Genomic DNA, 12,296 nt, shown 5'->3' with positions numbered 1-12,296 from the left:
GTGTAGCGACTCAACCGCCGCTTTCGTGAGCAAGCTCACTCCCACAGGATCAGGGCGATACCTTTCACCGCGCATCTGCCGGAATGAGAGACGTACCGCCGTTAGCAGTCTACGTGACCAGTTTGATGTGGGAGTGAGCTTGCTCACGAAACGCCTGTACAGGCGCTGGATGTGTAGCGACTCAACCGCCGCTTTCGTGAGCAAGCTCACTCCCACAGGATCAGGGCGATACCTTGGATCGAGGCACAGCAGTCAGATGGAAGAAGAACTGGAAATCGACCCGCAACGCCAGGCCATGGAACAGGTGATCGCCGTGCTCACGCCGCTGCGCCAGCACCGCCAGGCCAGCGCCGAACGGGCGCAGCGCAAGGCTCAGCAGGCGCTGGAGCGCATGCAACTGCATCTGCAGGAAACCCGCGACGCCCTGAGCCAGGAACGCATCAATCAGCGTGAACGGCGCCAGGCCCTGAGCGACGCTCACCTCAACACCGGCATATCGCTGAACACCCTGCAGCGCTGGCAGGGAAAGGAGCAGCGCATGCTCGACCGCCTCTCACTGATCCGTCAGGACGTTGCGCAACAACGCTTGGGCATCGACGAACAACACCAGCGCCTGGCCCTGGCCCGGGAAAACGCCAAGGCCTCGCAACGGGCCGTGGAAAAACTCGCTTGCCTGGCGCAAGCCCTCACTGAAGAAGGTTGAGCTGTGATGAACACACCGATCAAATCCGCACCGCGCCCACAACCCCAGGCCGAGCCGAGACCCGCGCCGCCGTCGACCGGCGATAGCCGCCTGGACAATCGCCTGGGCAACCTGCGCCGGGGCGACCTGGACCGCCTGCGCTCGAACTGCAATCAACCTTCACCCAACGACGCGCTGAACGCCGACGGCCTGTTCTTCTCGCAGCTGCTGGTGCCGCAGGTCAACGCCGAGCCTGATCAGTCCGGCTATGGCGGCAGTGGTCTGAGTCTGTTGCCGCCCGGCGACGGCGTGCCGACGCAACTGATCGACGAACTGGCCCAGCGCCTGCCCGCACAACCTGACGGGCCGTTCAGCGTGACGCTCTTGATGCCCAACTTGGGCAAGGTCCAGGTTAACGCCAGCAAGCGCGACAACCAGTGGAACATCGAACTGGGCTTCGCCCGACGCGGGGTGCTCAAGCGCCTGCAACCCCATCAACGCGCCTGCGAAAGTGCCCTGGCCGAAGCGCTGGGCCAGGATGTCGAGCTGTCGCTGCATGAGGAGTCGAACGCATGAAATCGCTGATCCTGCGCAAGGTCGATGCAGACGTCGCCGCCCTCACCCGCCAGCTCGGCATTGGCGTGCGCCTGACGTTCAGCGTCGGTGAGGAGCCCGCCGAGCTGACGCTGCGCCCTTTGCTCGACGCCTCCCCTGAGCCCCAGGCCATGCAGTGCTTCAACAGTGCCCTCGGCCCGTTCGCCTTGAGCGAGGCCGAATCCATGCTCAGCCTGCTGGGCGAGCTGCCAGTGACCCTGGCCGGCGAACACCAGCCCTGGTACTGGCAGATGCTCAACCAGCGATTGAGTCCGGTGATCGCGGAACTGCTTTCGCCCCTCGAACCACACAGCGATAACACTGCGCTGTCAGGCGATGCGCTGCCCAAGGCGGTGACCTGTCGGATTCAGGTGCAACGCGGCAATCAGTCGCTGCATGGGCTGATCCGGGCCGAGGCGACAACCCTGTTGCGCTGGCTGTACGCGGCGCCCTGGCAGGCGGACCGGCAGGCACTGGACGAGCAATGGCCGATCCGTCAGCCGCTGGAGCTGGCGAGCCTGTCGCTGACACTCGATCAGCTTGCCGCGCTGCAACCGGGCGACGTTCTGCTGCCGCCGGACTGCCGGTTCGACAGCCACGGCAACGGCCTGCTGCAACTGGGCGCACGGCTTTGGGCAGTGCACACCGACAGCCACGAACGACAGCTGTATGTACGGCTCAGCCACGAGGAAACCCCGCAACATGGACAACCAGGCGCTGTATGACGAAGAGCTGGACACCTCGCTAGACGACGAATACGAAGCGTCGTCGCAAGGCTATGACGACGATCCCGAGCCCGCCCTCGCCGAGAACGACTGGCAGGCAGAGGACGATCAGCACACCCCGCACCACAGCGTGGCAACACCGCCGCTGGACCCACTCGATCAATTGCCCATGGCCCTGACCCTGCGCTGTGGCACGCTGGAACTGACCCTGGGCGAACTGCGCCGCATCGGTGAAGGCAGCGTCCTGCAAGTGGCCGGCATCAGCCCCGGCCACGCCACCCTGTGCCACGGCGAGCGCATCGTTGCCGAGGGCGAACTGGTGGACGTCGACGGCCGCCTGGGCCTGCAGATCACCCGCATGGCGTTGCCCGCATGATCATGGATGGCATGAACCCGGTCATGCTGGCGCTGTTTCTCGGCGCCCTGTCGCTGATTCCGTTTCTGCTGATCGTCTGCACGGCGTTCCTGAAAATCGCCATGACCCTGTTGATCACACGCAACGCCATCGGCGTGCAGCAAGTGCCACCGAACATGGCGATCTATGGCATCGCCCTGGCCGCCACGCTGTTCGTCATGGCCCCGGTCGCCCATCAGATTCAGCAGCGGGTGCATGAACATCCGCTGGAAATGGGCAGCACCGACAAACTGCAGGCCAGCGCCAGCACGGTGATCGAACCCTTGCAGCAGTTCATGACCCGCAACACCGACCCCGACGTGCTCGCCCACATGCTGGAAAACACCCAACGCATGTGGCCGCGGGACATGGCCGATCAGGCGAACAAGAACGACCTGCTGCTGGCGGTGCCGGCCTTCGTGCTGTCGGAGTTGCAGGCCGGATTCCAGATCGGCTTCCTGATCTACATCCCCTTCATCGTCATCGACTTGATCGTCTCCAACCTGTTGCTGGCGCTGGGCATGCAGATGGTCTCGCCAATGACCATTTCCCTGCCGCTCAAGCTGTTGCTGTTCGTGCTGGTGCAAGGCTGGACGCGCCTGCTCGACAGCCTGTTCTATTCCTACATGTGAGGCGCTCATGGAAGCGTTGGCGCTGTTCAAGCAAGGCATGTTCCTGGTGGTGATTCTCACCGCACCGCCGCTGGGTGTGGCGGTGCTGGTGGGGGTGATCACCTCGCTGGTGCAGGCCCTGATGCAGATCCAGGACCAGACCCTGCCCTTCGGCATCAAGCTGGCGGCCGTCGGCCTGACCCTGGCCATGACCGGGCGCTGGATCGGCGTGGAATTGATCCAGTTCATCAACATGGCCTTCGACCTGATCGCCCGTTCCGGGGGCGCGCACTAGATGCCCTTCGACGCCCAGAACCTGTTCGAGCTGATGCTGGGCATGGGCCTGGCCACCGCGCGCCTGCTGCCGTGCATGATTCTGGTGCCGGCCTTCTGCTTCAAATACCTCAAGGGCCCGCTGCGGTATGCGATCGTGCTGGTGCTGGCGATGATCCCGGCACCGGCCATCAGCCGCGCCCTGTCGTCGTTTCAGAACGACTGGTTTTCCATCGGCGCCTTGCTGCTCAAGGAAGCGGTGCTCGGCACCTTGCTGGGCCTGCTGTTGTACGCGCCGTTCTGGATGTTCGCCTCGGTCGGCGCCCTGCTCGACAGCCAGCGCGGGGCGTTGAGCGGCGGCCAGCTCAACCCGGCGCTGGGCCCGGATGCCACGCCCCTGGGCGAGCTGTTTCAGGAAACCCTGGTCATGCTGGTGATCCTCTCCGGCGGGCTGTCGCTGATCACTCAGGTGATCTGGGACAGCTACCAGATCTGGCCGCCCACCGCCTGGCTGCCGGGCATGACGGCCGACGGCTTGAATGTGTTTCTCGAACAACTGAACCAGACCCTGCAGCACATGATGCTCTACGCCGCGCCGTTCATTGGCCTGTTGCTGTTGATCGAAGCGGCGCTGGCGATCATCGGGCTGTACGCCCAGCAACTGAACGTGTCGATCCTGGCGATGCCCGCCAAGAGCATGGCCGGGATTGCCTTTCTGCTGATTTATCTGCCGACGCTGCTGGAGCTGGGCAACGGCCAGATCCTGCAACTGGCCGATCTCAAGCATCTGCTGACGCAGTTGGTGAGCGTGCCGTGAGCGAGAAAACAGAAAAAGCCACGCCCAAGCAACTGCGTGACGCCCGGGAGAAAGGCCAGGTCGGGCAGAGTCAGGATCTGAGCAAATTGCTGGTGCTGCTGGTGGTCAGCGAAATCACCCTGGGGCTGGCCGATGAAAGCGTCGAGCGCCTGCAGCACCTGATGTCGCTGTCGTTTCAGGGCGTGGGCAAGCCGTTCATGCACACCATCGAGCAGGTCGCCAGCGAAGGCTCGACGGTGCTGATCGGCTTTATCCTAAGCAGCGTCGGCATGGCGATGCTGATGCGCCTGGTGGGCAGCTGGATGCAGATCGGTTTTCTGTTCGCGCCCAAGGCCCTGAAGATCGACATCAACAAGCTCAACCCTTTTGCCCACGCCAAGCAGATGTTCTCGGCACAGAATCTGACCACCCTGCTGCTGAGCATCCTCAAGGCCGTGGCGATCGCCTGCACGTTGTATGCGGTGGTCAAGCCGGAGCTGGGGGCGCTGATCCTGCTGTCCAACACCGACCTCACCACTTACTGGCATTCACTGCTGCAGCTGTTTCGCCACATCCTGCGCGCCACCCTGGGCTTGCTGCTGGTGATCGGCATGGTCGACTTCGCGCTGCAGAAGTACTTTCACGCCAAGAAGCTGCGCATGAGCCATGAGGACATCAAGAAGGAATACAAGCAGTCAGAGGGCGATCCGCACGTCAAGGGTCACCGCCGGCAGCTGGCTCACGAACTCTTGAATCAGGCGCCGACCGCCCCGCCCAAACCGGTGGAAGACGCCGACATGCTGGTCGTCAACCCGACCCACTACGCCGTGGCGCTGTACTACCGGCCAGGCAAGACGCCGCTGCCGCAGATCCACTGCAAGGGTGAGGACGACGACGCCCTCGCCCTGATCGCCCGGGCGAAAAAGGCCGGCATTCCGGTGGTGCAGAGCATCTGGCTGGCGCGCACGCTGTACAAGGTCAGGCCCGGCAAATACATCCCGCGCCCGACCCTGCTGGCCGTGGCGCACATCTACCAGGTGGTGCGCCAGCTTGAAGAGGTGACGGATGAGGTGATCAGGATTGAGGAGGCCTGAATACAACAGGATCTGCTTCTGCCGAAGGCGTAGGAGCTGCCGGGGTGGCGCTCCACCTTGCCAGCGATCTGCCGGGAACCGGCAGTAAATGCAGACGAACTGGCCGCGTCAGATAAACCGAAGTTTTCAGGGTTTACTGCCGGTTCCCGGCAGATCGTCAGCAAGCTGGACTCCCACGCCTTCGGCAGAAGCGAATCGCCGGTGCGCCAGTTGCTACAACCTTCGGCCAGAATCAAAAGCGGATCGGCGACGCTTTTGAAACTCACGGCATCGGCCGGGTTTCCTGGGACATGAACTCGGTGATCCGCGAGCGCAACCAGCGTTCGGCCGGGTCGTTGTCGTGCACGCCGCTCCAGACCATCGACAACTCCGCCGGCTCGATGGCAAATGGCGGATCCTCGGCGCGCAGCGCGCAGCCTTCGACCAGCGCGCAGGCCGCGTAATCCGGCACTGTGGCGATCAACTCGGTGCCCGCCAGCAGCGCCCGCAAGCCGCTGAACTGCGGCACCGCCACCACCACTTTGCGCGTGCGCCCGACCTTGGCCAGGTCCAGGTCGATGTTGCCGGTCAGGTCGCCCGAGAATGAGACCATGGTGTGCGGCCGTTCGCAGTAATCGTCCAGGGTCAGATTGCCGGGGCGCTTGTCGCCGCGCAGCACCTTCACGCCGATGTCGCGCAGCTTCTTGCGCTTGGCGTTGGCGGGTAGATCAGTGGTGTAGCTGATGCCCACCGAGATTTCCCCTGAGGCCAGCAGCGCGGGCATCAACAGGAAATTGGCCCGACGCACCACAACGATGATCCCCGGCGCTTCTTCACGCAGGCGGGTCAGCAACGGCGGAAACAGGCCGAACTCGGCGTCATCCGACAGGCCGATGCGGAAGATGTCGCAACTGGTGGCCGGGTCGAATTCCTTGGCCCGGCTCACCGCGCCGGAGATGGTGTCCAGCGCCGGCTTGAGTTCCTTGAGAATGTCCAGCGCCCGCGCCGTCGGCTCCATGGCCCGGCCGTTGCGCAGCAGCAACGGGTCGTCGAACAGGTCACGCAGACGGGCCAGCGCCGCACTGATCGCCGGCTGGCCCATGAACAGCTTCTCGGCCACCCGCGTCAGGTTGCGTTCGAACATCAGGGCTTCGAAGATCACCAGCAGGTTCATGTCGACGCGGCGCAGGTCATTGCGATTCATTGAGCGATTCCGGGGTCAGCGTGGGGGACGTTGGGGGTGTGAGCATAGCCTGTGCAACGACGCGGTTGAACCGGGATCTTTGCGCGTAAGCCTGCGCAGGTATACACAAAGCGGCGCGTGGCGAATTGAACGAATGTGCTCTGTGCGCACGGGCCGCGAACGCGCCATAGCACCCAGGGACCAAAAAGCGCACAGCCCGTCAATCCGCGAAGCCTGCAAGCTGCCAGAGTGCCCGTTCGCTTTCGTACTTTGAAAAGGCCGATCCATGGCAAGCCGCTTGTCCCTTCTGACCCTGGCGCTGGTCGCCACCTCCCCCGACCTCATGGCTGCGACCGACGATGATGAACAGGGTTTTCTCGCAGGCTCCTCGCTCAATGTCCTGGCGCGCAATTTCTTCCTGCAGAACGACTACCGGACCGGCCAGCGCGAACAAAGCTATCGCCAGGAATGGGCCCAGGGCTTGATCGCCAATCTACAGTCCGGTTTCACCCAGGGCACGCTGGGCGTCGGCGTCGATGCCCATGGCTTCTACGGCCTCAAGCTCGACGGCGGACGCGGCCACGCCGGTGCAGGGCTGCTGCCGATCGACAGCGACGGCCGGGCCGAACGCGACTACTCCGATGCCGGGGCCGCGCTGAAACTGCGGCTGTCCAGGACCACGCTGAAGATCGGCGAAATGGAGGTTGAGACCCCAGTGTTCGACACCGGCGACAAGCGCCTGCAACCCGAATACGCCACCGGCCTTCTGCTGGACAGCCGCGACGTCGATGGCCTGAAACTGGTGGCCGGGCATTTCAACGCCTTCAAGAACCAGAACGCCTCGACTTCCCGGGGCGAATTCGATGGCTATGGCGCGACCACCCGGGGCCGTTCCCTTAGCCTGGCGGGCATCGAAACCACGACAAACAGCCCGCTTGACGGCGCGGTCTACGCCTCGCAACTCACCGACACCTGGCGTCAGTACTACGGCAACCTGCATTACCTGAGCGTGCTCTCGGACAACAGCACCCTGCTGATGGACAGCAATCTCTATCGCACACTGGACCAAGGCAGCGCCCGGGCCGGGGCGATCGACAACACCGCCTACAGCCTCTCGGCCAAGTACCGCGTGGGAGCCCAGGCATTCACCCTCGGCTGGCAGAAGATCGATGGCGACACGCCGTTCGATTTCGTCGGCGGCGACTCGATCTACCTGGCCAACTCGATCAAATACGCCGACTTCAACGGCGCCCACGAACAGTCCTGGCAACTGCGCTACGACCTGGACGCCAGCGTGTTCGGCGTGCCGGGTCTGAAGTTCATGACCCGCTACGTGCGCGGCAGCCAGATCGACGGCACCCATGCGCCCCAGGGCGCGGTGTACCAGCCGTTCGACGAGGAATCAGGGCGTTTCCAGCCCGTTCAAGGCAAGGGCGGACGCCATTGGGAGCGGGATATCGACGTGAAGTACGTGGTGCAATCGGGCCCGGCCAAGGACCTGTCGGTCAACGTCTCCCACGTCGCCCATCGAGGCAATACCGCTCAGGGCGGTGATGACATCGACCGGCTGTATATCGTGTTGGAGTACCCGCTGGATCTGTTGCATTAAATCCCGCCGGCCTGCTCTGGTCAGGCAACCTGTAGGAGTGAGCTTGCTCACGAATGGGGTCGGTCAGTCACCGCTGTGGTGAATGACAGAGCGCATTCGTGAGCAAGCTCACTCCTACAGGGAACGGGTGTTACGTCAGCTTGCGATGCAGGCTGGCGCCAGGGCCATGGAGCGGCGCCAGTTGAACGGCGTGACGCCAACTTCACGGGTAAATACCCGAGTGAAATGCGACTGGTCGGCAAAACCGCAGTCCAGGCTGATCTGGGAAATGGTCAGCTCGGAACTGCCGAGCAGGCCCTTGGCCTTGTCCAGGCGCAGCTGCAGGTACCAGTCGCGGGGTGACAGGCCGGTGTTCTTCTTGAAGGCGCGGGAAAAGTGGCTGCGCGACAGCGAGCATTCGCTGGCGACCTGAGCGATCGACAGGCCCTTGTCCATCTGGCTGGCCATCAGCTCCTTGGCCCGCCGTTCCTGCCAGGGCGACAGCGCCACGCGCTCGCTGGACGTATCCGGGTCGGGCTGCTCCTGGGTAGGTTTCAGGTGCACCGACAATTGGTGCACCACCTGCTCCAGCAACTCCTGCTCACTGCCCAGCAATGAGCGCATGGACGCCAGCAGCGAACGAAACTGTAAAGGGTCGATGGCATTCATTTCGGGCTCTCCAGCTCACACAGGGCGGTTCATGAAGTCTGGGCGGCCGGCACCTTAAAGTCCTTACCGAGGCATTAAATGTTCTGAATGGTTAATAACCTGCTCGCCCGCAAGCGCCCGTTGCAGACGCTTTCAGAACATTTAAGGTGCAACACAAGGACGTCTGGCGTCGCGCGGACTATGGTCGGCTTTCCGAGGCACGGTTCGCTGCGAGGGACGCAAGTGGCCACCCGATACATAGCTGGAATCTCGATCCCGGATAGCGCGATGGCACGCGCGGCGACCGAGTTGATGCGCGATACCCAATCCGGGCTACTGTTCGATTCGGCCCTGCGCACCTTTGTGTTCGCCAGCCTGTTGGGGCAAGGCCGCGAACTGCGCTACAGCCCCGAGCTGCTGTACGTCGGCGCGCTGTTTCTGCGCATTGGCGTGACTACGCTGTATCGTCATTCGCAGCAGCGTTTCGAGGTCGACAGCGCCGATGCGGCAGCGGAATTCCTGCGCGGGTTCGGGCGTTCGGGCGAGGAGATCGCCCAGGTCTGGGACGCCATCGCCCTGCACACCACCCCTGGCATCGCCCTCCATAAACCCGCGCTGACCGCCCTGCTCTGCGCCGCCGTCGAGGCCGATCTGCTGGGCAACCATTGCCAGACCCTGTGCCCCGACGCCCTGGCCCGCACCCTCAGCGCCCTGCCCCATGGCCCCGGTTTCAAGGTCAGGCTGCTGCACACCCTGGCGCTGGGCCAGTTGCACCGACCGCAAAGCACCGCAGGCACGATCAACGCCGATGTGCTGGCGTTCCATGACCGGCATGTGAAGGTCGACGGGTTCTGCGAACAGTTGCTGGCGGCGCGTTGGCCGAACTGATACCCACGAACAGGCAACAGCGACCTCAAGAACGCCCCGCCGGCAAGCCGTGCTGCTACGGGGTCAAGGCGAGACGCAGAACGCCTGGCACCTCCTCCCGACGTAGCAGCCGGGCTTGCCCGCGGGAGCGATCTTGTGAACACCAACGCGGATGAACCGTACTGCTATGGGATCGCCGGCAGGGTAAACACAAACGTCGTGCCACCATACCGCGCAGGCATGACGTAAAGCTGGCCGCCGTGGGCGTGGATGATGGTGCGGCAGATCGCCAGGCCCATGCCCATGCCTTTGTCCTTGGTGGTGAAAAAGGCGTTGAACACCTTGTCCAGGTGCTCGGCCTCGATGCCGGGGCCGGTGTCTTCGACGCTGACCACCAGGGACTGCTCGCCCACCGCGTGGCTGCTGATCGACAGCCGGCGCAGCACCTGATCGCCGGGGCTCATGGCTTCCAGCGCATTGAGGATCAGGTTCAGCACCACCTGTTGCAATTGCACGCTGGAGCCCATCACCTGCAGCGGCGAGCGGGTCAGGTCGGTGGTCATCAACACTCTCTGCTGTTCGCCTTCGGCCTGGGTCAGCGCCACCACATGGCGGATCACATCGTTGATCAGCAGCGCGCGGCGATGCTGCGCCTCCTGCCGGGCCAGTGACTGCAAGGCCCTGACGATATCCCCGGCGCGCTTGCCGTCGGCAACGATGTCGCGCAGGCCTGACAGCGCCTCGTCAATCTGCGGCGTCTCGCGGTTGAGCCAGCGCAGGCTCGCCGCAGCATTGGACACCATCGATGCCAGCGGCTGGTTGATCTCATGGGCGATGGATGCGGCCAGCTCACCCATCATGGTCGCTTGGGACACCTGCGCCAGCCTTGCGCGGGCATTGCGCAGCGCGGTCTCGATGTCCTGGCGCAAGGCGTTTTCCCGCAGCAGCTGTTCATGCAGCCGCGCGGTTTCTAGGGAAATCGCCGCCTGCCCGGCGAGCAATTCCAGCACGCCAGTGCGGTTGACCGTGAACACCCCGGGCGTCAGGTTGTTTTCCAGATACAGCACGCCGATCAGCCGACGCTGTTTGAGCAACGGCAGGCAGACCGCCGAGCGCACCGCTTCGCTCGCCAGGTATTCGTCGTCGCCGAAATAGGGATCGGCGCGAACGTCGTCGATCAGCAGGCGCTGGCGGGTGCGCATGACCCGGTACAGGATCGACAGCGGCATGTGCTGCCGGGTGGGCGTGGTCTGGGTCAGCTCGATCGCAAGCCCGGCATCATCGCCATGGCCCGTGGCGCAGATCAGCGGCGCATCGTTCTTGACCAGCATCAGCAAGGCGCGCTGGGCACCGGCGTGGAGCATGGTGGTGCTCATGAGCATTTCGATCAGCCGCTCCTGATCGGTTTCCTCACTCAAGGCCTGGGCGGCCTTCATCACCGACGACAGGTCCAGCGTGTCCTGCCCGCCGGGAATGCTGATCGAGGTGCGCGACACCAGTGCCGCCTGATCTGACGTCCAGCTGCACAGCGGCGGACGCGGCGCGACAGGGTCGCCCGCCGACTGCCCCAGCACCAGTTCCGGAATGTCCTGGAACTGCCGCCACTGGCAGCGGCAGGTGCGCAGGTCAGCCAACAGGCTGGCCGCGCTCTGGTAGCGCTCATCGGGGTTCTTGGCGATCAGCTTGAACACCAGTTGCGAGAGCACCGCCGGGATGTCGCCGCGGTAGACATTCAGCGCAGTGGGCTGGCGCGCGATGTGGCAGTACACCCATTCCACGGCGTCACGGGCCTCGAACGGCAGGCGCCCGGTCAGCCACTCGTAAAAGGTCATGCCCAGCGAATAAAGGTCACTGCGCTGGTCGGCGTGGCGCTCGACCTTGCGCGACTGCTCCGGCGACATGTACGCCAGGGTGCCGCAGATCGAGTCCGACACCGGCAGATGCCCCGAAGGATGGGCCTGCACGCTCAAGCCAAAACCGGTCAGGCGCACCACGCCGTCGGCGCCTTCGAGCAGGTTGCCAGGCTTGATGTCCCGGTGCAGCAGGCCGCTGACATGGGCCTGGGACAGCGCCGCCGCCGCACCGATGGCCACGTCCAGAAAACGCTCCACGGAAAACGGCTCGTCGACCCGCGCATACAACGGCTGCCCGCTCGGATCACTGAGCACCAGCAACGGGCTGTCCTCCCCCGTCAACAGGGTCAACGGCTGGATCGCGCCCCGGCTGCCGGCGCTCATGACACGACGTCGCCCAGACGCTCATGCATCTTGAGCAGCTCGATGACATTGCGCGCCTGCATCTTGGCCATGACGTGCTTCTTGTGCACCTTGGCCGTGACTTCACTGGTGCCCAGGTCCTGGGCGATCTGCTTGTTCATCCGGCCGGTGACCAGCAGCGCCATGACCTGCTTCTCCCTCGGGGTCAGGGTGTTGAAGCGCTCGCGTACGTTCCAGGTTTCGCAACGCTCGGCCAGCTTGGCCGCGTCGTCGGCCAGGGCCTCGCGCACCAAGTCCAGCAATTGTTCGGGCTCGAAGGGCTTGGTGAGAAACTCATGGGCGCCGGCCTTGATCGCCTTCACCGACATGGCGATGGTGCCGTAGCCGGTCATGAAGATGATCGGAAAATGCAGGCCGCGGGCGAGCAGTTCGTCCTGCAGGTCAAAGCCCGTGCCCTGGGCCAGATTGACGTCCAGCAACAGGCAGGTGGGCGCCTCGCTCAGCGTCTGCGCCAGAAAGGCTTCGGCGCTGTCGAAGGCGCTGCAGGCGATGTCTTCGGAACTCAAAAGGCGCAGCAGCGCGGTCCGTATGGCCGCGTCGTCATCGACCACATACACCCGGGGTGTCGCTTTCATAAATGCTTCCG

General features: G+C 63.9%; 15 protein-coding genes. 10 read left to right on the top strand and 5 right to left on the bottom strand.

What is annotated here, in order from left to right:
- Positions 1 to 256 precede the first annotated feature (256 nt).
- The 8 genes from AC1MEK_RS14790 to sctU are packed head-to-tail and all read left to right on the top strand — an operon-like array spanning position 257 to position 5,169.
- On the top strand, positions 257 to 703 hold the full coding sequence (locus AC1MEK_RS14790) for a type III secretion protein (protein ID WP_480397019.1): 447 nt from the start codon (positions 257 to 259) through the stop codon (positions 701 to 703).
- 6 nt (positions 704 to 709) lie between these two features.
- The gene (locus tag AC1MEK_RS14785) at positions 710 to 1,258 is read left to right on the top strand and encodes a type III secretion system HrpP C-terminal domain-containing protein (protein WP_480397018.1); all 549 of its coding nucleotides are present in this window, start codon (positions 710 to 712) and stop codon (positions 1,256 to 1,258) included.
- Positions 1,255 to 2,001: a type III secretion system protein gene (locus AC1MEK_RS14780; RefSeq protein ID WP_480397017.1), complete on the top strand. Its 747-nt coding sequence runs from the start codon at positions 1,255 to 1,257 to the stop codon at positions 1,999 to 2,001. The genes AC1MEK_RS14785 and AC1MEK_RS14780 overlap by 4 nt, the downstream gene beginning before the upstream one ends.
- Complete coding sequence (locus tag AC1MEK_RS14775; protein WP_480397016.1) at positions 1,979 to 2,377, top strand: FliM/FliN family flagellar motor switch protein; 399 nt, start codon at positions 1,979 to 1,981, stop codon at positions 2,375 to 2,377. Before AC1MEK_RS14780 ends, AC1MEK_RS14775 begins: the two co-directional genes overlap by 23 nt.
- Positions 2,374 to 3,027: a type III secretion system export apparatus subunit SctR gene (sctR, locus tag AC1MEK_RS14770; RefSeq protein ID WP_480397015.1), complete on the top strand. Its 654-nt coding sequence runs from the start codon at positions 2,374 to 2,376 to the stop codon at positions 3,025 to 3,027. The genes AC1MEK_RS14775 and sctR overlap by 4 nt, the downstream gene beginning before the upstream one ends.
- A gap of 7 nt (positions 3,028 to 3,034) precedes the next feature.
- The gene (gene sctS / locus AC1MEK_RS14765; protein WP_110948095.1) at positions 3,035 to 3,301 is read left to right on the top strand and encodes a type III secretion system export apparatus subunit SctS; all 267 of its coding nucleotides are present in this window, start codon (positions 3,035 to 3,037) and stop codon (positions 3,299 to 3,301) included.
- Positions 3,302 to 4,096: a type III secretion system export apparatus subunit SctT gene (sctT, locus tag AC1MEK_RS14760; protein WP_480397014.1), complete on the top strand. Its 795-nt coding sequence runs from the start codon at positions 3,302 to 3,304 to the stop codon at positions 4,094 to 4,096.
- Entirely contained in the window at positions 4,093 to 5,169 is a 1,077-nt protein-coding gene (gene sctU / locus AC1MEK_RS14755; RefSeq protein ID WP_480397013.1) for a type III secretion system export apparatus subunit SctU, read from the top strand. Before sctT ends, sctU begins: the two co-directional genes overlap by 4 nt.
- Here sctU and AC1MEK_RS14750 read toward each other — a convergent pair.
- A complete protein-coding gene (locus tag AC1MEK_RS14750) occupies positions 5,106 to 5,435 on the bottom strand; it encodes a hypothetical protein (protein ID WP_480397012.1) in 330 nt (109 codons plus the stop codon). The two genes, sctU and AC1MEK_RS14750, sit on opposite strands and share 64 nt — an antisense overlap.
- Entirely contained in the window at positions 5,432 to 6,352 is a 921-nt protein-coding gene (locus AC1MEK_RS14745) for a LysR family transcriptional regulator (RefSeq protein WP_480397011.1), read from the bottom strand. Before AC1MEK_RS14745 ends, AC1MEK_RS14750 begins: the two co-directional genes overlap by 4 nt.
- A gap of 265 nt (positions 6,353 to 6,617) precedes the next feature.
- Between AC1MEK_RS14745 and AC1MEK_RS14740 the strand changes: the two genes are divergently transcribed.
- Positions 6,618 to 7,940, top strand: a complete 1,323-nt coding sequence (locus tag AC1MEK_RS14740; protein ID WP_480397010.1) for an OprD family porin — start codon at positions 6,618 to 6,620, stop codon at positions 7,938 to 7,940.
- A gap of 135 nt (positions 7,941 to 8,075) precedes the next feature.
- Here AC1MEK_RS14740 and AC1MEK_RS14735 read toward each other — a convergent pair whose 3' ends face one another.
- The gene (locus tag AC1MEK_RS14735; RefSeq protein ID WP_480397009.1) at positions 8,076 to 8,588 is read right to left on the bottom strand and encodes an AraC family transcriptional regulator; all 513 of its coding nucleotides are present in this window, start codon (positions 8,586 to 8,588) and stop codon (positions 8,076 to 8,078) included.
- Between the two features lie 267 nt (positions 8,589 to 8,855).
- Between AC1MEK_RS14735 and AC1MEK_RS14730 the strand changes: the two genes are divergently transcribed.
- The gene (locus AC1MEK_RS14730) at positions 8,856 to 9,455 is read left to right on the top strand and encodes a phosphohydrolase (protein WP_480397008.1); all 600 of its coding nucleotides are present in this window, start codon (positions 8,856 to 8,858) and stop codon (positions 9,453 to 9,455) included.
- Positions 9,456 to 9,619: 164 nt separating this feature from the next.
- Here AC1MEK_RS14730 and AC1MEK_RS14725 read toward each other — a convergent pair whose 3' ends face one another.
- The gene (locus AC1MEK_RS14725; protein WP_480397007.1) at positions 9,620 to 11,671 is read right to left on the bottom strand and encodes an ATP-binding protein; all 2,052 of its coding nucleotides are present in this window, start codon (positions 11,669 to 11,671) and stop codon (positions 9,620 to 9,622) included.
- Positions 11,668 to 12,285, bottom strand: a complete 618-nt coding sequence (locus AC1MEK_RS14720) for a response regulator transcription factor (RefSeq protein WP_480397006.1) — start codon at positions 12,283 to 12,285, stop codon at positions 11,668 to 11,670. Before AC1MEK_RS14720 ends, AC1MEK_RS14725 begins: the two co-directional genes overlap by 4 nt.
- Positions 12,286 to 12,296: the final 11 nt, after the last annotated feature.

The sequence above is a fragment of the Pseudomonas sp. 2 genome (assembly GCF_056627435.1).
This window is presented reverse-complemented; position numbering and strand designations above follow the sequence as displayed.